The sequence below is a fragment of the Microbacterium sp. genome, assembly GCF_031988965.1.
In the GTDB taxonomy this organism is placed as follows: domain Bacteria; phylum Actinomycetota; class Actinomycetes; order Actinomycetales; family Microbacteriaceae; genus Microbacterium.
In genome coordinates, this window is sequence record NZ_DALZXX010000008.1 from 26,221 (window position 1) to 48,304 (window position 22,084).

Consider the following 22,084-nt stretch of genomic DNA (forward strand, 5'->3'; position numbering starts at 1 on the left):
CTCAGCGCACCGACTTGATCTTGAAGATGCTGAAGGCGCCGACGACGATCACGACCAGCGAGATCACGAACACGGGCTGATAGCCGAAGCCGAGCCCGACGATTCCCGCCGTCGCGAGGGGCGCGATGATTCCGGGTACCGTGTTGGCGGTGTTGAGGATGCCGAGATCCTTGCCGCGACTCTCCTCGCTGGGCAGCACCTCCGTCATGAGTGCGGTGTCGACCGCGAGGAATGCCCCCAGGCCGAGCCCAGACACACCCGAGAAGATGATCATCGATGTGGACGTCGGCCAGACGAGCGGGAGCAGCACGGCCACGCCGAACAGCATCGAGGCCACGAAGATCGGCATCCGTCGGCGCTTGATCCGGTCGGAGATCGGGCCAGCGAGGCTGATACCGAGGACGATCGTGATCAGGCTCGCGAAGCCCGCAAGAGCGATCACCGGCGCTGATTCGTCGTTCGACAGCCCGATGTAGTCCGTGAGGATGTACAGCGTGAAATTCTGCACCATGTAGAGGCCCAAGAGCAGGAGGAAGCGGCCTGCGAACGCCCAATAGAAGTCGGAGGCGTTGGCCGGGAACCGGAACGACTCGGCGAGACCTTTCATGTCGAGCTTCACGCGCGGCTCGTCCTTGCTGGAATAGTCCGGAGCGATTGCGACGAATGCCAGACCGCCGACGAGCACGACCGCCGAGGCGATGTAGAACATCCCCGTCGGTGCCGAGAGGAACTGCGACGCGACGATGTTCGCCACCGCGCCGCCCAGCACCTGAGCCCCGCCGTAGATCGCCGATGCGGTGCCGCGCTTGTCGCGCGGGATGCGGTCGGGGAAGACCGCGAGGACGGCTGCGGGTAGTGCGCTGAACAGCAGCTGGTAGCCGATGAAGGCCGAAATCAGTCCGCCGACGCTGTCGGAGATCGCGATCAACGAGAGCCCGATCGACCCGCTGACTGCGCCGACGACGATCCAGGGGGTGCGCTTGCCGAAGCGGCTGCGCGTCAGATCCGAGACCGCACCCCAGAAGAACAGAGCGAGCGTCGTGAGGACACCGCCGAGCGCGGTGAAGATGGCGAGGACGAAGACCTTGTCCTCTGGCGCGAGGATCGCGATCTTCGCTTGGAGCGGCAGCGCGGTGGCGACGCTGTTGGCGAAAACCCAAGCCAGCCCCACGACCATGAAGCCCCATCCGAGGCGCGCGGTTCCTGTGCGAGAGCGGACGACCCCGATCGTGCTCGTCGGCTCGTCGAGGACTCCGGGGTGAGCCGCGGGCTCAGGCAGTTCGATGGACATCGTTATCCAGCTTTCTCGGTGGGATGACCGATGGGTTATTCGACCGATCGGTTGATTAGAAGATAGCAACCCTGGCGAATAATGTCTACCGATCGGTAGAATGTTCGCATGACGACACCTGCGACTCGCCAGCCGATCCCTCGCATGAAACCCCAGGAGCGACGCGCGCAGATCTTGCAGCACGCATTCGAACTCATCGCGGTGGGAGGCTTCAACTCGGTATCTCTGTCGGACATCGCCAAGGCCAGCGGAATCCAGAAGTCCTCCGTCCTGCACCACTTCCCCTCGATGAACGACCTCCTCTTTGCCGTGCTGCAGATGCGTGAGGAGCAGGATCTGCTCTTCTACCTCGACTCCCCCGTCGACCCTGATCCGAATGACCCGAGCGCGGCCCGCGCGCGATTCACCCGTGTCTTCCGACACAATCTCGAGCGCCAAGAATTCACGCGGCTCTATTCGATCCTCTCCGCCGAGGCTCTGGACCCGAGCCACCCGGCTCACGACTACTTCGGACAGCGCTCACACCAGGCGCGAGCGGAGATCGCCAAGTCGCTCCCCTGGAAGGCTGATCCTGCGCTCGCCGCGGCGGAACTGTACGCCTTCTGGGATGGACTCGAGTTGGCCTGGCGCCACGATCCGCAACTCGACCCTCTCGCGGTGTGGGAGCACTTCTGCGACCGCTTCTTCGCCTAGGCGGGCCAGCCCGACTCCTCACCGCCGCGCTCCACATCCTGCGCACGTCGTGTAATCTACCGATCGGTAGAGAATTGCTCGACGAGGAGGACCGATGTCGGAGGAACGTGATCCGCAGCGCACGCTGCGCAGCGACGCCTGGTACGACGGCGGCGACCGCAACGCCTACATCCATCGGGCGTGGATGCGCCGCGGCGCGCCGAGCAGCGCATTCGAAGGCCGCCCGCAGATCGCGATCGCGAACACCGCGTCCGACCTGACCCCCTGCAACTCGCACCTCGACGAGGTCGCCCAGTCGGTCAAGAACGGCGTCTACGAGGCCGGCGGGATCCCCCTCGAACTCCCCGTCGTGTCGCTGGGAGAGACCCAGGTGCGTCCCACCGCGATGCTCTGGCGCAATATGGCAGCGATGGCGACCGAGGAGATGCTGCGCGCCAACCCGATCGACGGCGTCGTGCTGCTCGGTGGGTGCGACAAGACGATCCCCTCCCTGCTGATGGCTGCGGCATCCGTCGATCTCCCCGCCGTCGTCGTCCCTGGAGGGCCGATGCTGACCGGCCACTTCCGCAACGAGGCACTCGGCTGCGGCACTGACGTCTGGCGCCTGTCGGAGGAGGTGCGTGCCGGCACCCTCAGCCAGGACCAGTTCGTGAAGTCCGAATCATCGATGATCCGCAGTCGCGGGCACTGCAACACCATGGGCACGGCATCGACCATGGCGCTCGTGGCCGAGGCGCTCGGAACGGTCATCCCCGGACTCGCCGGCACACCTGCCGCCGACAGCCGCCTTCTCGAAGCGGCGCACGACACCGGCAGATTCGTCGTGGAGCTCGTCGCCGCCGGTCGCACGCCCTCGTCCTTCCTGACGAAGGGGAACTTCCACAACGCGATCGTCGCGCTCGCGGCGATCGGCGGATCGACCAATGCGGTCGTCCATCTCCTCGCGATCGCCGGGCGCCTGGGAATCGACCTGACCATCGATGACTTCGATCGCATCGGAGCCGAGGTGCCGCTCCTTGTGAACCTGCAGCCTGCGGGCCAGTACCTGATGGACGACCTCTACCGCGCCGGCGGGTTCCTCGCCGTCCTGCGCGAAGTCAAAGATCTTCTCGACCCCACCGCGCTCACGGTCACCGGCAAGCCCCTCGTCGACTACCTCGCTGACGCCCGGATCTGGGATCGCGACGTCATCACCCCGCGCGACGCGCCGCTCATCCCTGCTGCCGGCATCTCGGTGTTGAGGGGCTCACTCGCCCCCGGCGGGGCGATCATCAAGCCGGCGGCGGCCTCCCCTCGTCTGCTGAAGCACCGCGGCCGCGCCCTCGTGTTCGACTCGATCGAGGACTTCCACCGTCGCATCGACGACCCGGATCTCGACGTCGATGCAGATTCGGTCCTTGTGCTGCGAGGCTGCGGCCCGAAGGGCTATCCCGGAATGCCGGAGGTGTCGAACATGCCCCTGCCGACGAAGCTCCTCGCACAGGGTGTGCGCGACATGGTGCGCATCTGCGACGGGCGCATGTCTGGCACGGCCTACGGCACCGTCATCCTGCATGTCACCCCGGAAGCCGCCGCCGGCGGCCCCCTCGCCCTCGTGCAGACAGGCGACTGGATCTCCCTCGACGTGCGCAACAGACGTCTCGATCTCGACGTCCCCCCGGAGGAACTCGCGGGTCGTAGGCCGAACGACGCCACAGTGAAGGGGTACGCGAACCCCCGCCGCGGATGGGAGCGACTGTACGTCGACCACGTGTTGCAGGCCGACACAGGAGCCGACCTCGACTTCCTCATCGGCTCCTCCGGATCGGAGGTGTCTCGTGAGTCACACTGAAACCCGCGTCCGCGCCGCAACGGAGAGCACCCACTTCCTGGCAGAGGGACCCGTGTGGGATGCCTCACGGTCCCGCCTCCTCTGGGTCGACATCTACGCCGGCCTCGTGCTGATCGGCGAGCTCCAGGAAGACGGGACCATCGCGGAGTCCGGCTGTCTTCGACTCCCCGGCGACGTCACCGCCGTGGCGTCCGCCGAGTCCGGCGAACTGCTCGTGGCATTGAACGGGCGCGTCGTCACGGTGTCGGACGACGGTGACGTCTCACATGTCGCACAGGTCCTCTCCCCCGGCCGCAGCGGGCGGCTGAACGATGGGAAGGTCGATCCCCAGGGCCGCTTCGTGGTGGGCAGCCTCTCCGGCGAGACGGACTCCACGTCGGAGGTCCTCGCCCTCATCGACGGCACGGACGTCTCGATCATCGACGACGACCTCACGCTCTCCAACGGCCTGGGATGGTCCACGGATGGATCGATCTTCTACTCGATCGACACGTTCTCGCGGGCGATCCATCGACGTCCGTGGTCCGTTGCAGGTCCGGGCGGGCCTCGTGAGGTCTTCGCCACCGTTCCCGACGGGTACCCCGACGGCATGACGGTCGACTCCGATGATCACCTCTGGGTCGCCATCTGGGGCGGTGCGCGCGTCGACCGGTTCTCGCCGGACGGCCGACGGGTCGCATCGATACCGGTGCCGGCGCCGCATGTCTCGAGCGTGACCTTCGGAGGACCCGAACTCAGGACCCTCGTCATCACCACCGCACTCGAAGGCCTCGCCGAGGAGCAGCGCGCTGCTTTCCCGGACGCAGGTCGTCTCTTCACCATCGACCTCGACATCGCCGGGGTCCCACAACGGCCGTGGGCAGGGCTCACCGCACAGGAAAGGAAGTCATGAAGCTTCTCCGAATCGGCGCGACAGGCGTCGAGAAGCCCGCTGCCCTCGTCGACGAGGATCACTACATCGATCTCTCCGACATCGTCGACGATTTCGATGAGCGCTTCTTCGGCTCCGGAGGACTCGACCGCATCCGCCCAGTCGTCGCCCAACGCCTCGCCGACCGTTCACTCGCCCTTCCGATCGGCACGCTGCGCGTCGGCGCTCCGATCGCGCGCCCCCATCAGATCCTCTGCATCGGACTGAACTACAGCGACCACGCGGCCGAGACGGGCCAGGCGGTTCCGTCCGAGCCCATCCTGTTCACGAAGTCGCCGAACACCCTCGTCGGCCCCAACGACGACGTACGGATCCCCCGGGGATCCACGAAGCCGGACTGGGAGGTCGAGCTCGGCATCGTGATCGGCAAGCGCACCAGTTACCTCGGCTCCGTCGAGGAGGCCCGTGATGCGATCGCCGGCTGGGTGGTGGTGAATGACGTCAGCGAGAGGGCGTTCCAGATGGAGCGCGGGGGCCAGTGGTCCAAGGGCAAGTCGGCGGAGACGTTCAACCCCGCGGGCCCGTGGCTCGTCACCACGGATGAGATCGACGACGTCACGTCGCTCGGGATGTGGCTGGATTTGAGCGGCGTCCGACGCCAGACGGGCTCGACGTCGACGATGATCTTCGACCCCTATGTGATCGTGCATCACCTCAGTCAGTTCATGGTCCTCGAGCCCGGGGACCTGATCAACACGGGAACGCCTCCCGGAGTCGGCATGGGCTTCTCGCCTCAGGTCTGGCTCGCCGCCGGCGACGTGATGGAGCTGGGCATCGACGGGCTCGGCAGCCAGCGGCAGACGGTCGTCGGTCCGCGATGAAGGCCTTCGTCATCACCGCGCCGCGTGAGACCGCGGTGCTCGACGTCGATGCTCCGGTGGCGCGCCCCGGCGAGGTCATCGTCGATGTCGCTCGCGCCGGCGTCTGCGGCACCGACGTCGAGTTCTACACCGGCGAGATGCAGTATCTGCACGACGGCCACGCGGGATTCCCGATGCGCATCGGGCACGAGTGGATGGGGCGTGTCAGCGCCGTCGGAGAAGGAGTGGATCCTTCCTGGGTCGGCCGACGCGTCACCGGGGACACGATGCTCGGCTGTCAGCGTTGTGATCGCTGCCGCGACGGACGACAGCACGTGTGCGAGTTCCGCACCGAGATCGGCATCCGCGATGGTCGTCCCGGCGCTCTCGCCGAGCATCTTCCCGTCCCGGAATTCGCGCTTCTCCCCCTCCCCGACTCGGTCGACGACGCCATGGGAGCGTTGGTCGAGCCTGGGGGCAACGCGCTGCGATCCGTGAGGGGTGCGCAGCTTCGCCCCGGCGATCGCGTGCTGGTGCTCGGCGCCGGCACGATCGGGCTTCTCGTGGCGATGTTCGCGAGAGCCGAGGGCGCAGAGGTGCATGTGCTCGGGCGCAGCGCCCGCTCGCTGGACTTCGCCCGGTCGCTCGGCTTCGAGAACGCCTGGAACGACGACTCGCTTCCGGAGCGGCCGTGGGATGCTGTCATCGATGCGTCCAATGCCGCGCCGCTCCCCGCCCGCGCGGTCGATCTCGTCGAGCCGGGTAAGCGCGTCGTGTACGTCGGACTCGCCGGCACACCGAGCCTCGTCGATTCGCGGATGATCGCCCTCAAGGACGTGACCGCGGTCGGCGTCCTGAGCGCATCGGGAGGACTCGAAGGCGCGATCGACGCGTACGCCTCCGGACTCGTGGACCCCCGTCCTCTCGTTGCCGCGACAGTGCCGCTCGACCAGGCTGCCGGCGTCCTCGCGGGCGAGCGCCCCGCCGGCTCGGGCGACGGTCCCAAGTTCCATATCGCCATCCGCTGATCGAAGGAGACCACATGTCCGATTTCACCGGCCTGGTGGCCGTGGTGACAGGAGGCGCCAGCGGACTCGGCGCCGCGACAGCACGCGAGCTGCTGTCACGCGGTGCCCGCGTCGCGGTCCTCGATCGCGACCTCACGAATGCTCCCGACGGGGCTCTCGCCGTACCGGCCGACATCACCGACACCGGGGCGGTCGATGCGGCCATCGCTCTCATCGCCGGTGAGCTCGGCGGGATCGACGTGCTCGTCAACAATGCCGGAATCGGCGCCGCTGGCGACATCGCCGCGAATACGGCTGAGGAGTGGCTGCGCGTCCTGGACGTGAATGTCGTGGGCATTGCGCGTGTGACGAGCGCCGCGCTCCCCTGGCTCCGGCGCTCCGATCACGCGGCCGTCGTCAACACGTGCTCGGCCGTCGCCTTCATCGGTGTGCCCAACCGCGCCCTGTACAGCGCGACCAAGGGAGCCGTCGCTGCACTCACTCTCGCGATGGCCGCCGACCATGTCGCAGACGGCATCCGTGTGAACGCTGTCTCCCCCGGCACAGCAGACACGCCGTGGGTGGGCCGGATCCTCGACTCGGCTCCTGAGCGCGATGTCGCGGCGGAGGCGCTCCGCGTCCGCCAACCCATGGGCAGGCTCGTCTCCGCAGAGGAGGTGGCCTTCGCGGTCGCGTCGCTCGCATCCCCTCGCGCCGCATCCACGACGGCCGCCGTCCTTCGCGTCGACGGCGGGATGACCTCGATCAAGGTGTGAGCCGCCTTCCGGGCCCGACGGGTCGGGGATGACACTCGGTGCCGGCTCCGCCCCGCCTACCACCCGGCTGAAGTCGATCCTCCTCAGGCGAGCGTCGGGTAGTCGGTGTAGCCCTGGTGGTCTCCGCCGTAGAACGACGCACGCTGAGGAGCATTGAGCTCCGTGCCCGTCTCGAGTCGCGCGGGCAGATCGGGATTCGCCAGGAACATCGCCCCGTACGCGATGACGTCCGCGAGGCCGTCGTCGACCAGCGAGAGGGCACCGGGACCGGTCGGCTCCCCACCCGTGAAGGGGTTGAGGATCAGCGTACCGGGTGCTCGACCTCACCGATCTCGACATGATCGTGACGGATGCCGGCCTCAGCGATGCCACGGCGGCGGGCATCGAAGAGCTCGGCGTGTCAGTCGTCCGAACCAGTGGCAACGACGCGGCGTGACCGCGGCGGCCCGCGGGTCATCACCGGTGAACGATGACCCCCGGGTCGCGGCAGGGTCGTACTATCTTGCGGGAGGGGTTCCGCCGTCACCCGGCCCACTCCCCATTCCGCCGGTCGCCGCTTGCTGAGTGACGCTGTTGGCGTAGTCGTCGGTAGGGTCCCGGTAGATGGTGTGGACGTGCCCCCAGCCGGAGGTGGTGACGCCGTCGACGTCGGCTCCAGCGGATCCCTGCTGGGCCTGGAAGGCGATGTACACGTTCGGGCCGGAGATGGAGAAGTTGATGCCATCTCCCGTGCTCATGTCGTATGTCGCCTCACCGGACCAGGCGATCACGGTGGTGTCGAGCGTTGCTTCGATCTCTGCGAGGGCTGCTGCGGTGGTCTCCTCGTCGGCCATGCCCACCCAGTTCGCCATCAGATCGAGCAGGAGCTCTTTCTGCTCGTCGGTGAGGTCGGCTCCCGTGAGGCCCGCTCCGGTCTCGAAGTCGCAGGTGTCGCCGGGTGCGCACATGCTGACGTCGCCGGAGGTGAGGGTGGCCTGCTGTTCTTCGGTGAGGCTGTCGAAGAACGCGAACGCGTCGGTGTAGATGCCGTCGAAGGGCTGGACTTCGTTGCCGTTCTCGTCGGTGTAGACCGCGGGCTGCACGCCGAGGTGGGTGGGGGCGAAGGTGATCGCGTCGGTGGAGCCGTCGATGGTGGCGTTGATGCCGAGGTGGTGTCCGCCGAATTGCACTTCGTAGGCGCTGGTGTCGGACGGGTCGCCGAAGAAGGCGATGTAGTACTGGCCGAGTGACTCTGTGGTGGTGCTGTTGTCGAGGAGGTACTGGTCGCCGTTCATGATGCCGACGACGGTGGCGTAAGCCTCGTCGCTCAGGAGCGCTTCGAGTACGGCCAGTGCGGCGGTCTTCTGCTCGTCGGTGAGGTCGGTGAGGTTCAGGCCGGCACGCTCGACGAAGGTGACAGGAAAGTTGGACCAAGAGGTGGTCTTGGTCTCGTCGTCGTAGGCGTAGAGCACGGCTTCCCGCTGCTCCTCGGAGAGGGTGGCGAGGAAGGCGTCGATGGCTGCGGTGGTGTCGGTGATCGTTTCCGCGGTCGTGGCCGCCGAGGTGCTGCTCGTCGTCGACGTCGTTTCTTGCGCCGTGGAGGTGCTGGTGGTCGTTTCCGTGGAGGTCGCGACGCCGGTCGCGCAGCCGGTGAGGGCGATCGACATGAGGGCGATGCCTGCGCCGAACTTGACGACCGGGTTCGCCCGGCGCTGGGGAGTGGCAGTGTTCGCCTTGCGGCGGAGGAAGGTGATGGGGTTCTTGTGCATACCCACGATTGTGGAGAGTGACCCCAAGCGCCCCCTGAGGCGAACCTTGCATGTTCCTATGAGACGTCATCCGTCTGGTCGCTGAGCAGCTGGGGCGCGTGCAGTGGCAGTCGCACGGTGAACACGGTCCGGCCTGGGATGCTGTCGACAGCGATGGATCCACCGTGCGCGATGATGATCGCGTGGGCGATCGACAGGCCGAGACCCGTGCTGCCGGCGTCGCGGTTGCGGGCATGATCCCCCCGCGCGAAGCGGTCGAAGAGGCGGTCCCGCACATCCGCGGCGATGCCGGGGCCGTCGTCTTCGACTGTGAGGATGGCATCAGCGTCGTTCTGGGTGAGCGAGGTCGTGACGACCGTGCCGGCGGGTGTGTGTGTGAGCGCGTTGCGGAGGAGGTTCGCGAGGACTTGCCGGATGCGGTTGCCATCGCCGGGAACCGAGATGAGTTCCTCGGAGACGTCGAGGCGCCATTCGTGCGTGGAATCCGCGGCGTGGGCATCGCTGACGGCATCCACAGCGACGAGGGTCAGTTCCACGTCCTCTTTCCTAAGCGTCTGACCGGCGTCGAGGCGTGCGAGGAGAAGGAGATCGTCGACGAGAGAGCCCATCCGCTCCGCCTCGGACTGGATCCTGTCGAACGACCGCTCCTGCGTCGGAGTCATCGCTGCGTCCTCACTCAACGAGAGCTGCGCATAGCCGCGGATGCTTGCAAGCGGGGTTCGCAATTCGTGACTGGCATCGGCGATGAATCGCCTGAGCTGCTCTTCGCTGTGCTGCCGTGCGGTGAGGGCTGCTTCGATGTGGCCGAGGAGGTCGTTGAGCGAGGTCCCGACGCGCCCGACTTCGGTGTGCGGGTCGGTGTCTGACGGGTCGACGCGCTCGGGGATGGCGACGGCGCCCTCGGCGAGTCGCCGAGCAGAGACGCGTTGCGCGACTGCGGCAACCCGGTCAAGCGGTCGCAGGTTGCGGCGAACGAGCATGGAGAGTCCTACAACTGCGACGAGCAGGGTGCATCCGGCGACGCTGAACAGGATCACCGTGAGGGCGGTGGTGGTGGCGGTGGCATCGTCCAGAGGGATCCCGGCGACGATGGTCTCACCGTCAAGGGACGACGCTGCGATCCGGAACGCTCCGAGCTCGGATCCCAGGTCGACGGACTGCGGCGCGTTTCCCTTGTCGAGGGCATCCGAGAGCGCCGCGATCTGCTGACCGTCCAGGGTGATCTCGGTGCCATCGGCGCGGGTGTAGCTAGAGCTGATCGCCGAACCGTCTTCGTCCAGGACAGCCTGCAGCGATCCCACCCGGGGTGCTGGACCATCGGCGTCATCAGGCAGGTCCGGGCCGTCAGGATCACCCGGCAGGTCCCATCGTTGGCCGTCGAGTCCGATGGCGAGGTCAAGTGCTTCCGTGACCTGCACGTCAAGGCGTTCGAACACGAAGGATCGCAGCGCGACGATCGTAGTGAGGCTTGTGATGAGGAAACCCGCCGCGACGAGTGCGCTGATTCCGACGACGAGCTTGCGCCGCAGAGTCCACCGGCGGGTCATGCCGGCGACTTGATGGTGTACCCGACGCCGCGCACGGTGTGGATGAGCGGGGCACCGAGAGTGTCGATCTTCTTCCGAAGGTAGGAGATGTAGATCTCCACGACGCTCGCGTTGCCGCCGAAATCGTAGCTCCACACCTGGTCGAGAATCTGAGCCTTGCTGAGAACGCGACGGGGATTCAGCATCAGATACCTCAGCAACTCGAACTCCTTGGCGGTGAGTTTCACCATCGTGCCTGCGCGCTCCACCTCGTACGTCTCTTCATCGAGCGTCAAGTCCGCGACTCGAAGCCGGGAGTCAGCGTCTGTGGGCGCGGCCACGTGGCGACGTGCCATACCGCGCAGGCGCGCGATGACTTCTTCAAGATTGAACGGCTTGGTGACGTAATCGTCGCCGCCGGCAGAGATGCCCGCGATACGGTCTTCGACGGCATCCTTCGCCGTGAGAAAGAGAACCGGCACGTCGTTCCCCGTCGCGCGCACCCGCTTGAGCACTTCCATGCCATCCATCCCCGGCATCATGATGTCGAGCACGAGGAGGTCTGGGGCGAACTCGCGAATGACGTTCAGAGCCTCCTGCCCGTTGGTGGCGGCGCGAGCATCCCACCCCTCGTTCCCCATCGCCATACGCAACAGCTCACTGAGATTCGCTTCATCATCCACCACCAGCGCACGGATGCGGGACCCGTCAGGGCGAGTGAGGGGCGCGGGCCGAGAGGCGGGGGTCGTCATATGTCTAGCTTTCCGGTTTCAAGAGCAAGCTTCTAGTGCCGCGGTGATGTTGGTGGGCGGTGAGGGATGAGCGCTCTTCGGGTGAGCGCCCATCCCGGCTCGTGCTACGCGTCCACACCGGTGAAGGTTGGAGTGGCCTCCCCGTCATCTCCCGCGACGCGGAGCTGGAACACCGCGCTCCGAGGGGCCGCCGGTGGGTATCGAACAATCAGCATGGGGGCGTTCCCTTCACCGTTGCTAAGAGCATCCTGTGGATGTGAAGAGGACGCGTATGTCGACGGCGTCACCACCTCGGGGTGGGGTTGTTCGCGCGGTTCATCCGGACTCACCTTTGGGGTCGTTCGGCGCTGATCGCGAAAGCACTGCGGAGACGAGGAGCGCGGCTCCCATCACCACGAAGACGCCAGCTGCGCCTGCGCCGGTGGATATCCCTGCAACAGCGAGCGGGATCACCGTCTGACCCACTCGATTGCCGACCAGCCGCAAGGAGGCTGCCATGCCCCTTTGGCCTGGAGTGGTCACGAGCGTCATCCACGACATCGTGAGCGGCTGAACGGTCCCCGCGGCCAAGCCGTAAAGGGCTCCACCCACGACGAGCAAGAGAGGAGGGACATCGAGCGCGAGCACGGCCAAGGCCGCTCCGGCCATCGCACCGCCGGCGATCAGGACGGCGCGGCGCCCCACACCACGAGTGAGCACCCCGAGACAGAGGCGCGACAGCATCGTGGCTGCTCCCCTGGCCACAAGGAACGAGCTCACCCACGCGGCACCGAAGTCGCGCTCCGAGGCAAGCAACGGCAGGTACGCGATCACGATGTCGAGCGATGTCAGCACGACGCTGCTGGTGATCAGAGCCGAAGGCACACCGGGCCGGCGAAGCAACGCGACGATGCCTGCGCCTTCGACGCGGTCAGCATCCACTCCCCCATCGATAGTCGCGGAGCGAATGCCGAAAGCGAGCCCCACTGCGAGCAACGACAGCGCGCTGGTGGCTGTAGCCACGAGACTCAGGGCTGGGGAAGCCGACGAAGACGGCAGGAGAAGCAGGAACGGGCCGAGCATCTGGCCCGCGGACGTGGCGAAGGTGTACAGGCCGAATGCGGAATCCAGGCGACCGGAGGGCGCCGCGCGCATCACCCAGCTCTGCTCCCCGACCACGGAGAACAGCACTCCGAGGCCGAGCAGAGCTGTAGCGACGATGAGCCCCCCAGCCGATTCCGCGAAACACAACGCCACGACCGCTGCGGCGAAGAGCACGGCGCCGCCCGCGACGAGCATGCCGCGCTCACCGAGTCGGTCGACGATGCGCCCCGACGGGAGGGCGAGGATGAGCGGGGGGAGCGCGAACGTGGTGGCCGCGATGCCGAGCCACGAACCGTCCAGGCCGAGCTCCAGGATCTCGTATGAGATAGCCGGGCGGAGTCCATAGCTAACCAGTTGCACGCAGACAGCGTGCATGAGGAGCAGAACCAGACCACGCGGACGTCCCGTGGAGCGCGCGCCGATCACTCCCGCGTCACGGCCGTCGACGCTCGGTGCCGACGTCGCGCATCGCTTCGATCACGCTGTCGAGGTGCTCGGACATCGCCGCTTCCGCCGCCGCCGGGTCGCGAGCGCACAGGGCGTCGATGATGCGTTGATGCTCGTGGACCGATACCGCTGGCCGACCTGGTTTCATCGCCAGCCGGAATTGCTCGCGAACGCTCTGTGCGCGCAGGCGTTCGATGAGTGACTGAGCGACGGTCTGCGCGCTGATCATCCGGACGAGTGCATGCAACTCGCGGTTCTTGGCCGAGTAGGTGAGGACGTCGCCCGCGGCCACACCATCCTGCATCGACGTCCCCAAGCCCTTCAGCCCGATGATCTCGTCATCCGTCACCCGCTCCGCGGCCTTGCCGGCGCAGAGCGACTCCAGCGCGCGACGCACCTCTGCGATCTCGATCGCCTCGGAGAGTGTGAACGCTCGCACCCGTGCCCCGCGATTCTGCACCCGCTCGATGAGCCCCTCGCCCGTCAGCACACCCAGTGCCTCCCGGATCGCCGCGCGCGATGCGCCGAGCTGCTCGGCGACGTCGGCTTCGACAAGTCGCTGATTCGGCGCGAAATCTCCTGCCAGAATGAACTCGCGGATCTCGCTCGTCACATCCATCGCCTACTCCCTTCCCCTACCGACGGGGCACCCGCTGGTTTGTCGGAGACGGGAGAAGCGACGCCCCGAGACGAGGCGTCGCTTCTCCCGTCCGCTCAGCCGGTGTAATCGAAGATCTGCATCCAGGTCGCGGCATCAGGCTGCAGGTTCTCGAGCGACTCCTCGAGCGTCGCACGGTAGAGGAAGCCAGAGTCCGCGTCGGGGAGCTCGATGTCGCCGATGGTCGGGGTCGGGGCGTTCGAGTTCACGGGGTAGTCGCCGATTGACGCCGCCAGCGTCTGCCCGTCGGTCGACAGCAACCAGTTCACGAACACTGTCGCCGCGCTGGACCGCTCAGTCGAGGCGGTCTGCCCGAGATAGAACGGGTATGCGGCGGCGCCTTCCTCCGGCATGGCGATGGTGATGGGGGCGCCTTCGAGGATTGCCGCATACGCTGTGCCGATCGGTACCGCGCCGATCGCGATCTCGCCCCGGGCCATCTGCGATGCCCTCGAGTCGGGCGACCTCTTGCAATACAGCTCACTCAATCGCGAGCTCGATGCCACGGTGCAGCGGATCAGTGGCCATCGGACCGCGACAGAGATCCTCGAGCGCCTTCATGCACAGTCGGCCCGCCATCAGTTCCGACTCGGTTTCACCCCCGGCAGGGCGAAGGTCTCCGGCCCCGAGCACCTCGCCATCATCGATGCCGTGCTGGCCCGCGACCCGGCACGCGCAGAGTCGACGACGCGACGTCACCTCGAAGGAGTTCTTGCGATATTGCGCGATCTGCGCTGATAAGCCCGATTCTCAGTGGCCCGGTCGGTCTGACAGCACGGCGATCAGGTCCACATGAATCAGGGCACCTCCGTCGAGATCCGCCTTCATCACCTGACGGGCCGGGCGGGAGCCGGCATTGGGAAAGAGCGCGAGCCATTCCCGGTTGAGCGCGCCCCTCTCGCGGTAGTCGACGAGGTGGACCGTGACTTTGAGAATGTCGTCGGGCGACGAGCCTGCGGCCGCCATGAGCTCTCGCACGTGCACGAACGCGTTGACGCACTGCTCGTCGAGGGACGGTGGCATCTCGCCGCTGACCGGATCCCGACCTGTGAGGGCGCCCGAGGCGAGAAACGGGCCGATCCGACTGGCAGCCGGAACCGGATTCGCGTGCGTGAATCCCTGCAGGTCCACGGCTCTCCGTCGCGTCACACCACGACTCGGTTCTCGATCGCGCCCAGGCCTTCGATCTCCGCACGCACGACGTCCCCGACCCGGAGGAAGTTCCCCGTGGGAGCGCCGATGCCCGACGGCGTGCCGGTGGCGAGGATGTCGCCGGGCATCAGCGTCATCACCGAACTGAGATAGGCGATCTGCTCGTAGATGTTGTAGATCATGTCGCTCGTGTCGGCTTCCTGCCTCACTTCGCCGTTCACGGTCAGCGTCATCCGCAGGGCGAGTGGGTCGTGGATCTCGTCATCGGTGGTGAGCCACGGCCCGATCGGCCCGTGCGTGTCGAAAGACTTGCCGAGGGTGAACGTCGGCGAGAGCTTCTGCAGCCAATCGCGCACGGACACGTCGTTCGCGACGAGATAACCGGCGATCACCGATCGCGCATCCTCGATCGAGACGTCCTTCGCAGGCACCCCGATCACGACCCCGAGCTCGATCTCGTAGTCCAATTCGTCCGACACCGTCGGCTTCACGACGTCGCCGTAGGGGTCGTTCAGGCACGAGACCTGCTTGTTGAACCACAGCTGACTGGTGGGGGTCGGGATGCCGGCGAGGCGCGCCTCCTCGGCGTGCTTGGCGTAGTTCATGCCGATCCCGAGGTACTTCTGCGGATCGTCGACCGGCGCGAGCAGAGTCACACTCGAGAGCGGATGCCGCGGGCCATGCGCTGCCCGGAGCTCTGCCCCTCGCTCTGCCAGTGAGGGCAGCAGAGCCCTGAGGGACGATCCGAACTCCTGGGTGAGGTCGACGACCTCGTCGCCCTCGACACGGCCCAGTCTCGGCTCGAGGACGTCGGTGCGGAAGCGCGCGAGCCTCATGCTTCTGCCTCCGCGGCAGCGGTCTCGCTGGGCAGGGAGCCCCACACCTGCTCGCCGGTCGGCGTCATCTGAAAGCTCACGAACCGCCAGGCCCCGTCGCCTCCGCGGCGGAGCACCTGTGTCGCGACGCCACTCAGTGTGCGTTCCGAGCCATCGGGGTTCCGGAGCCGATTGGTGATCGGTCCCGTCATGATGACGACACCGCCGACGATTCGGATCGACAGCTCACCTCGCGACATCTCGAGGTATGCGCGACGGGTCCCGACATGCTCGAGCAGCTGCGCCTTGGTGTGCGTCAGCCCGGGCGCGTGGATGTGCACGAGATCCTCATCGAAGAGAGCATCCAGAGTCTCGAGGTCACCGTCGATCAGAGCACGCTGCCGACGCTCCTCGACGGCGAGGATCTCCGCGCGCACCGTCACGTCGACATCTTCGGTCGTACTCATGAGACGACCTCTTCTCCCGCAGCCAGCCACGTGCGGAACCCTGTCGCCTCGCCCGCCTCGAATCCCGGCCGTGGAGCCCCGACGAGCGCGTGATACCGGCTGAAGATCCCGTCGGCCTCGGCGAGCGGCAGCACGTCTTCGATGTCGTCGAACGGCTTGCCTTCAGTACGCTCGGCGACCATGCGCCGGATCACCTCGTACCCTTCGCCGCGCATGTTGTCGGCGATGCGGTTGACGAGCTCCCGCCGCACCGAGTCATAGGCGGTGAACGCCTCGCGGGGGTCTTCGTGCGCGGCGAGCTTCTCGGTGAGGACCCGGGCGTCGAGCATCGCCTGCGTGATTCCGTTTCCGCCTCGCGGATACATCGCGTGGGCTGCATCTCCGAGCAGCACCACGCGGCCGTCGACCCAGGTGTCGAGAGGGAAGTGCCGGATCAGCGGGAAGAGATACACCTCACGGGCGTCGCGGATCAGCTGCTGCACGTCGAGGAAGGGCAGTTCGAGCGTGTCGAAGGCGGGGATGATCTGCTCGGGATCGGCGACCTGGTTCCAGTCCTCGATCGTCGCCTCACCGTTCGTCTCGACCACCCAGTTGATGAGGTCGAGCCCAGAGCCTTCGAAGTTCTCCGCGATCGGGTAGACGACCATCGTCGAGATCCGCGGATCGCCGAGATGGAGGATCGTGTGGCCGCCGCGGAACGGTTCGCGCAGCGTCGTGCCTCGCCACATGGTGATCCCCGAGAACTCGGGCTCGGCGAGGTTCGGGTGCATCTGACGACGCACTGCGGACTTGATCCCGTCGGCCGCGATCACGGCCGTGTGGCGCACCTGCTCGGTTCGGCCTTCGCGGTGGGCGACATCGAGCGTGACCCCTTCGTCATCCTGGGCGTATGCGGTGACCCGAGCGCCGAGAACGACAGCGTCGTCACCGAGGCGCTCGAGCACCGTCCGGAACAGGAGCATCTGCAGGATGCCGCGGTGCACGAAGCGCTGCTCGTGGAGGTAGCCCATGTGCGCGCCGCACTTCTCGGCGTAGATCTCCTGACCGAAGTGGTTGTAGAAGATCGAGTCCTCGGCGTCGACCGAGATCGCTCGGAACTCCTCGAGCAGCCCGAGCTCGTCGAGCTCCTTCGTGCCCACCGTCTTGATGTCGACGCCGACACCGAGGGGCTTGAGCTCGGGCACGCTCTCATAGATCGTGGGGCGAATTCCCTGCTGGTGCAGGCGAAGCGCGGTCACGAGCCCTCCCGGGCCGGCGCCGATGATCGCGATGTCGGACATGATTCCTCTTATCTCTGGGGTTGCTGCTCGCCGAACACGGCGGCGAGGGTACGACGAAGGGCCGCGGCACGATGCGATGCCGCGGGGTGCAGGGTGGTGGCGCGCGATGAGCGCGCCAATGGTTCGGTCAGTCGACGCGCGTGCGACGGAACCAGTCGCTCATGAAGTCGAGGAAGACCTTGACGCGCTCGGGTGTCTGCCCGCCGGGGCCGTGCACAGCGTAGAGCGAGCGTGACTGCACCGGAAACTCCGGCAGCACCTCGACGACGGCGCCCGATTCGAGAGCTCGGCGGGCTGAGCGCCGCGGGATGATCCCGATGCCACGCCCCGACTCGATCAACTGCTCCAGGGTGAGGTAGGCGTTGGTCGCGACGATCGGATCCTGCACCTTGAAGTGCACTAGATCCGCGCCCTCGCCCAACCGCCAGGCGGGGTCGCTCGTGTGGCTGAGTAGATCGTGGTCGTTGAGATCTGCGATCGCGTGCGGTGTGCCGCGCCGGTCGAGGTAGTCCGCCGATGCCGCGAGGACGAACGGCAGTTCCGAGATGCGTCTGACCCGCACTCGCGAGTCCCGTGGGTCGCGCGCATGGAAGGCCACGTCGAACCCGCGGTCGAGGAAGTCGTAGAGCCGATCGGAGATCCCGCCCAGTTCCAGTCTCACGCGCATCTTCGGGTGCGCCTCGACGAAGGCTCCGACGGCGGTTCCGAGGTCCATCAGCCCGATCCATTTCGGGCTGATGATCGAGAGGTGCCCCTCGGCGGAGTCCTGGGTGTCGGACATCTGCGCGTCGGTATCGTCGATCTCCTGCAGGATCCGCTCCGCGAACTCCGCATACTTCACCCCGGCGGCCGTCACGGACACCGAGCGAGGTGTGCGGTTCACCAGGCGCACGCCGACCTGCTCCTCGAGGTCCGCGACGTGGCGCGACACCATCGAGGGCGATATCCCGAGGTCGGCGGCCGCGCCACTGAATGTCGCGGCGCGCGCCACTGCGGCGAATGTCCTCATCACGACCAGACGATCCACGGCGGTCCTCCCGTGCGGCTTCCGCGGGCTCGGGGACGCCGCGCGATGTCACGAGTGTATCGATCGCTCTGATGGTGATCACGACGGACTCCCCGCGAGTGCTGCACGGTCGGCCTGGCGTCGTGCCCGGCGTTCGTCGCGTCCGTCCGGGTGCGACGACGGCGTCGCCTCGAGCAGGCGCCGTGTGTACGGATCGCGCGGGTCGTCGAAAAGCTGCTCGGTGTCGGCCAGCTCGACCAGCTCGCCGCGGTTCATCACCCCGACGCGGTGGGCGATGTGCCGCACCAGCGCGAGATCGTGCGCGATGAAGAGGTAGCTGACGCCGGTCTGCTGCTGCAGATCTGCGAGCAGGTTGATGATCTGCCCCTGGGTCGACAGGTCGAGCGCGCTCACCGCTTCGTCGCACACCACGAGACGCGGTTCGAGCACGAGCGCTCGGGCGATCGCCGCACGCTGCTGCTGTCCGCCCGAGAGCTCTGCGGGAAAACGGTCGAGGTGCGCCGTGGTGAGGCCGACCATCTCGATCGCCTCGGACATGCGCTTGCGTCGCGCCACGCGGTCGCCCATGCCGTGCCGGGCGAGCGCGATGTCGAGCGCGTGGGACACCAGCTGACGCGGGTTCAGAGAGGCACTCGGATCCTGGAACACGGCCTGCACGTCTCGCCGATACGAGAGCGGTGTGCGAGAACCCCACGCCGCGAGATCCTGTCCGGCGAACCGGATGCTGCCGGCGAGCGTCGGCACCAGCCGGAGGATTGCGCGACCCGTCGTACTCTTGCCGGAGCCCGACTCCCCGACGAATGCGAGCGTCTCCCCGGGGTGGATGTCGAAACTCACCCCCTCGATCGCCGGCACGACCGAGCGGCGCCCGAAGCCCCCGTGGGAAACGTCGTATCCGACGGACAGATCGCGCACCTCGAGCAGCGCGCTCATCTCACGACCTCCTTGGCGAGGGCATCCTGGCGATCCAATGCGTCGATGTCGGCATCGATCTCGGCCCGAAGCGAGCCCTCGATCACCGAAAGTCGCCCACTGCCACCCGATGCCATCGGATTCGCCTCGAGCAGTGCCCGGGTGTACCGGTGCCTCGGGGCATCGAACAGCTCGGCGACGGGGGCGTCCTCGACGATTCGTCCGCGATACATCACCGCAGCCCTGTCGCACGTCTCGGCGACGACTCCGAGGCTGTGCGTGATCATGAGCACTCCCATGCCGTACTCGTCCCGCAGATCGAGGATCAGGTCGAGCACCTGACTCTGCGTGGTCACATCGAGTGCGCTGGTCGCCTCGTCGGCGATGAGCAGTTGCGGGTCTGCGGCGAGCGCCATCGCGATCGCGACACGCTGCGCCATGCCCCCGGAGAACTGGTGCGGGTAGTCGTCCAGGCGAGATGCGGCGCGCTGAACTCCCACGCGCTCGAGGAGTTCGACAGCGCGGTCGCGAGCCTGCACCCTGCTCATGCCTTTGTGGATGCGCAGCGGTTCGATGAGCTGTGCGCCAACGGTGTGAACGGAAGAGAGGGCGCTCGCCGGGTCTTGGAAGACGGCGCCGACCACCGAGCCGCGGAAGCTGCGCAGTTCGCGCTCCGGGCGATGGGCGACCTCTGCGCCGGCGATGCGGATGGAGCCCCCGGACAGCCAGGTTCCGGCGGGGAGCATCCCGAGCACGGCACGGGCATAGGTGGATTTGCCCGAGCCGGATTCGCCGAGCAGGCCGACGATCTCACCCCTGGCGACCTCGAGACCCACTCGCTTGACGATTTCGACCTGCTCGCCGTCGGGGCGTGCGAGCGATACAGTCACCCCGCTCGTGTGCAGGATCGCATCTGATGCGGCGTCTCGGGGCGAGACGGATGCCGCCGCGGAGCGCGTGGACTTCATCGGTACCGCGTCCGTCGGCACGACGGGCCTCTCCTCGATCTGACGGGAGCGGAGTCCGATCCGGGGAAGCCGACGGCGCTCGCCGATCAGAGCATCATTCAGACCGTCGCCGAACACGCTGAACGCGAGCACGGTCACGATGATCGCGATCCCTGGCGGCCAGGTGAGGAACGGCGCGACGTTCTGCTTCTCGACGGCGAGGCTCAGCATCGATCCCCATGTGGGGGTGCTCTTGTCGAGTCCGATGCCGAGGAAGCTCATCGCCGACTCGATCATGATCGCCGACCCCAGGAACACGGCGGCCTGCGTGATGATGCCGCCGGTGAGGTTGGGGAGGACCTGTCCGAAGATGATCTGGTCGCGCCGCAGCCCCACGACCTCCCCGGCCTCGACGTAGAGCTTGCGGCGCTCGGTGAGCACGGTCGCTCTGGTCATGCGGGCGAACGCCATCGAGAAGATCAGACCGATCGCCAGCATGAGGACGAACATGTTGCGGCCGAGGATCGTGATCACGGTGATGCCGATGAGCATCCCGGGCAGGGACTGCGCCATGTCGACGAAGCGCATGCCGATCCTGTCCCACCAGCCGCCGTTGAACCCGAAGACGAGGCCGAGCGGCACCCCGATGACGATCGCGATCAGTACGGCTCCGAGTGCCACGAGCAGAACGATGCGGGCGCCGTAGATGAGGCGGCTGAGCTGGTCTTGGCCGAGGTCGTCGGTGCCGAGCAGGAACTGCGCGTCGGGTGCCTGCAGCACGTTGTCGAAGTGCGCCTGGTTCGGGTCGTAGGGCGCGATCCAGGGGGCGGTGAGAGCCACGACGACGAGCAGCACGATGAAGGCGGCCGCGACGATCGTGCCCGGTTGCCGACGCAGACGGGAGAGCACCCGACCGAGATTCGTGGCGTGCTTCTGCTCGCGGGGCGCAGCCTGGACTGTGGTGGTGAAGGTGTCGATCATTGGGGCCGCGATTTCGGGTCGATCAGCCCGTAGCTGATGTCGAGGATCAGGTTGACGATGATCACCATCGTGGCGACCAGGAGCACTCCGCCCTGGATGACCGCGAAGTCCTTGGCTGTGACGCTGCGGATGATGAGCGAGCCGATGCCGGGGAACGCGAAGACCTTCTCGATCGCGAAACTGGCGCCGAGCATGATGCTCACCGTGATGCCGGTGGAGGCGAGGATGGGCACGAGGGCGTTCTTGAAGCCGTAGTGGAAGATCATCCTCGGGCGGGAGACGCCGGCGGCGACGAGAGTGTTCACATAGCGTGCCGACAGGGTCTCGGCCATCGCCGTCCTGGTCTGCCTGGCGATCAGTGCCGCGCCTGCGATGCCCAGCGCGATCGAGGGGAGGATGAGTCCTCGTGCCCAGGCGGCGGGGTCGGCGCCGATCGGCACATAGGCGATCACCGGTACGAGTCGGAGCTGTACGGCGAAGACGAGCATGAGCACGATGCCGATCCAGAACTCCGGCACCGACATCGTGACGCTCGTGACCGCGGTGGCGATGCGGTCACGGATCGAACCCGGCTTCGTGCCGCCCACGAGGCCGAGCACGAGGCCGAGCACGACGGCCACGATGAGTCCGCCGATCATGAGCGACATCGTCGCAGGGATCCGCTCGGCGAACAGCTCGGCCACAGGGCGCCCGGAGCTGAACGAGTTGCCGAAGTCGCCCTGGAAGAGGCCGGCGTAGTATTCGCCGAGTCGCTCGAAGAAGGGCCGATCCAGCCCCAGCTGAGCCTCGAGCCGCGCGATGCTCTCGGGTGTCGCCGAGGCGCCGAGCACCGCGGCCGCAGGGCTGCCGGGTACCAGGTACGTCAGCAGGAACACGAACAGCGACAGCAGGATCAGCTGGGGCACCGCCAGGACGAGCCGGGAGAGGATGAGCTTGACCATCAGCGGGTTCCCCTCTCAG

The 22,084-nt window shown here is 66.8% G+C and carries 24 protein-coding genes; 8 read left to right on the forward strand and 16 right to left on the reverse strand.

The window, feature by feature from the left end; translation table 11 throughout:
• Position 1 precedes the first annotated feature (1 nt).
• Positions 2 to 1,291, reverse strand: a complete 1,290-nt coding sequence (locus tag RTM68_RS04040) for an MFS transporter (RefSeq protein WP_312168502.1) — start codon at positions 1,289 to 1,291, stop codon at positions 2 to 4.
• Positions 1,292 to 1,399: 108 nt separating this feature from the next.
• On the opposite strand from RTM68_RS04040, the gene RTM68_RS04045 reads away from it, so the two are divergent.
• The 6 genes from RTM68_RS04045 to RTM68_RS04070 all read left to right on the forward strand — a co-directional run bounded on the left by RTM68_RS04045 (position 1,400) and on the right by RTM68_RS04070 (position 7,329).
• On the forward strand, positions 1,400 to 1,984 hold the full coding sequence (locus RTM68_RS04045; protein ID WP_312168503.1) for a TetR/AcrR family transcriptional regulator: 585 nt from the start codon (positions 1,400 to 1,402) through the stop codon (positions 1,982 to 1,984).
• Between the two features lie 94 nt (positions 1,985 to 2,078).
• A complete protein-coding gene (locus RTM68_RS04050) occupies positions 2,079 to 3,815 on the forward strand; it encodes an IlvD/Edd family dehydratase (protein WP_312168506.1) in 1,737 nt (578 codons plus the stop codon).
• Positions 3,802 to 4,707: an SMP-30/gluconolactonase/LRE family protein gene (locus RTM68_RS04055; RefSeq protein ID WP_312168509.1), complete on the forward strand. Its 906-nt coding sequence runs from the start codon at positions 3,802 to 3,804 to the stop codon at positions 4,705 to 4,707. The genes RTM68_RS04050 and RTM68_RS04055 overlap by 14 nt, the downstream gene beginning before the upstream one ends.
• Complete coding sequence (locus RTM68_RS04060; RefSeq protein WP_312168512.1) at positions 4,704 to 5,567, forward strand: fumarylacetoacetate hydrolase family protein; 864 nt, start codon at positions 4,704 to 4,706, stop codon at positions 5,565 to 5,567. Before RTM68_RS04055 ends, RTM68_RS04060 begins: the two co-directional genes overlap by 4 nt.
• Positions 5,564 to 6,574, forward strand: coding sequence for an alcohol dehydrogenase catalytic domain-containing protein (locus RTM68_RS04065; protein WP_312168513.1), 1,011 nt, complete (start codon positions 5,564 to 5,566; stop codon positions 6,572 to 6,574). Before RTM68_RS04060 ends, RTM68_RS04065 begins: the two co-directional genes overlap by 4 nt.
• 14 nt (positions 6,575 to 6,588) lie before the next feature.
• On the forward strand, positions 6,589 to 7,329 hold the full coding sequence (locus tag RTM68_RS04070; RefSeq protein ID WP_312168516.1) for an SDR family oxidoreductase: 741 nt from the start codon (positions 6,589 to 6,591) through the stop codon (positions 7,327 to 7,329).
• A gap of 83 nt (positions 7,330 to 7,412) precedes the next feature.
• Here the strand turns inward: RTM68_RS04070 and RTM68_RS04075 are convergent, their stop codons facing one another.
• The gene (locus RTM68_RS04075; RefSeq protein WP_312168519.1) at positions 7,413 to 7,538 is read right to left on the reverse strand and encodes a hypothetical protein; all 126 of its coding nucleotides are present in this window, start codon (positions 7,536 to 7,538) and stop codon (positions 7,413 to 7,415) included.
• A 104-nt stretch (positions 7,539 to 7,642) separates the two neighbouring features.
• Here RTM68_RS04075 and RTM68_RS04080 point away from each other — a divergent pair, with 104 nt between their 5' ends.
• Complete coding sequence (locus RTM68_RS04080) at positions 7,643 to 7,765, forward strand: hypothetical protein (RefSeq protein ID WP_312168522.1); 123 nt, start codon at positions 7,643 to 7,645, stop codon at positions 7,763 to 7,765.
• A 61-nt stretch (positions 7,766 to 7,826) separates the two neighbouring features.
• Here RTM68_RS04080 and RTM68_RS04085 read toward each other — a convergent pair whose 3' ends face one another.
• The 6 genes from RTM68_RS04085 to RTM68_RS04110 all read right to left on the reverse strand — a co-directional run bounded on the left by RTM68_RS04085 (position 7,827) and on the right by RTM68_RS04110 (position 13,983).
• Entirely contained in the window at positions 7,827 to 9,077 is a 1,251-nt protein-coding gene (locus RTM68_RS04085; RefSeq protein ID WP_312168524.1) for a DUF3500 domain-containing protein, read from the reverse strand.
• A gap of 56 nt (positions 9,078 to 9,133) precedes the next feature.
• Positions 9,134 to 10,624 (reverse strand): HAMP domain-containing sensor histidine kinase, encoded by a 1,491-nt coding sequence (locus RTM68_RS04090; protein WP_312168526.1) that lies wholly within the window; start codon positions 10,622 to 10,624, stop codon positions 9,134 to 9,136.
• Complete coding sequence (locus RTM68_RS04095) at positions 10,621 to 11,355, reverse strand: response regulator transcription factor (RefSeq protein WP_312168528.1); 735 nt, start codon at positions 11,353 to 11,355, stop codon at positions 10,621 to 10,623. Before RTM68_RS04095 ends, RTM68_RS04090 begins: the two co-directional genes overlap by 4 nt.
• A gap of 315 nt (positions 11,356 to 11,670) precedes the next feature.
• Positions 11,671 to 12,813 carry an MFS transporter gene (locus RTM68_RS04100; RefSeq protein WP_312168531.1) on the reverse strand — a complete coding sequence of 381 codons (1,143 nt, stop codon included), beginning with the start codon at positions 12,811 to 12,813 and terminating at the stop codon, positions 11,671 to 11,673.
• Positions 12,814 to 12,871: 58 nt separating this feature from the next.
• A complete protein-coding gene (locus RTM68_RS04105; RefSeq protein WP_312168532.1) occupies positions 12,872 to 13,504 on the reverse strand; it encodes a GntR family transcriptional regulator in 633 nt (210 codons plus the stop codon).
• A 95-nt stretch (positions 13,505 to 13,599) separates the two neighbouring features.
• Entirely contained in the window at positions 13,600 to 13,983 is a 384-nt protein-coding gene (locus tag RTM68_RS04110) for an extracellular solute-binding protein (protein WP_312168534.1), read from the reverse strand.
• Here RTM68_RS04110 and RTM68_RS04115 point away from each other — a divergent pair.
• Complete coding sequence (locus tag RTM68_RS04115) at positions 13,940 to 14,281, forward strand: FCD domain-containing protein (protein ID WP_312168537.1); 342 nt, start codon at positions 13,940 to 13,942, stop codon at positions 14,279 to 14,281. The genes RTM68_RS04110 and RTM68_RS04115 overlap by 44 nt on opposite strands.
• Positions 14,282 to 14,293: 12 nt before the next feature.
• Here RTM68_RS04115 and RTM68_RS04120 read toward each other — a convergent pair whose 3' ends face one another.
• The 8 genes from RTM68_RS04120 to RTM68_RS04155 form a co-directional block, all read right to left on the reverse strand.
• Positions 14,294 to 14,674: a RidA family protein gene (locus tag RTM68_RS04120; protein ID WP_312168539.1), complete on the reverse strand. Its 381-nt coding sequence runs from the start codon at positions 14,672 to 14,674 to the stop codon at positions 14,294 to 14,296.
• A 14-nt stretch (positions 14,675 to 14,688) separates the two neighbouring features.
• Positions 14,689 to 15,531, reverse strand: a complete 843-nt coding sequence (locus tag RTM68_RS04125; RefSeq protein WP_312168542.1) for a fumarylacetoacetate hydrolase family protein — start codon at positions 15,529 to 15,531, stop codon at positions 14,689 to 14,691.
• Positions 15,528 to 15,977, reverse strand: coding sequence for a nuclear transport factor 2 family protein (locus RTM68_RS04130; protein ID WP_312168544.1), 450 nt, complete (start codon positions 15,975 to 15,977; stop codon positions 15,528 to 15,530). Before RTM68_RS04130 ends, RTM68_RS04125 begins: the two co-directional genes overlap by 4 nt.
• Positions 15,974 to 17,257, reverse strand: coding sequence for an FAD-dependent monooxygenase (locus tag RTM68_RS04135; protein ID WP_312168546.1), 1,284 nt, complete (start codon positions 17,255 to 17,257; stop codon positions 15,974 to 15,976). Before RTM68_RS04135 ends, RTM68_RS04130 begins: the two co-directional genes overlap by 4 nt.
• A 127-nt stretch (positions 17,258 to 17,384) precedes the next feature.
• Positions 17,385 to 18,266: a LysR family transcriptional regulator gene (locus tag RTM68_RS04140; protein WP_312168550.1), complete on the reverse strand. Its 882-nt coding sequence runs from the start codon at positions 18,264 to 18,266 to the stop codon at positions 17,385 to 17,387.
• Between the two features lie 96 nt (positions 18,267 to 18,362).
• The gene (locus RTM68_RS04145; RefSeq protein WP_312168553.1) at positions 18,363 to 19,217 is read right to left on the reverse strand and encodes an ATP-binding cassette domain-containing protein; all 855 of its coding nucleotides are present in this window, start codon (positions 19,215 to 19,217) and stop codon (positions 18,363 to 18,365) included.
• Positions 19,214 to 21,124: a dipeptide/oligopeptide/nickel ABC transporter permease/ATP-binding protein gene (locus RTM68_RS04150; protein WP_312168556.1), complete on the reverse strand. Its 1,911-nt coding sequence runs from the start codon at positions 21,122 to 21,124 to the stop codon at positions 19,214 to 19,216. The genes RTM68_RS04145 and RTM68_RS04150 overlap by 4 nt, the downstream gene beginning before the upstream one ends.
• Positions 21,121 to 22,065, reverse strand: a complete 945-nt coding sequence (locus RTM68_RS04155; RefSeq protein ID WP_312168558.1) for an ABC transporter permease — start codon at positions 22,063 to 22,065, stop codon at positions 21,121 to 21,123. Before RTM68_RS04155 ends, RTM68_RS04150 begins: the two co-directional genes overlap by 4 nt.
• Positions 22,066 to 22,084 lie beyond the last annotated feature (19 nt).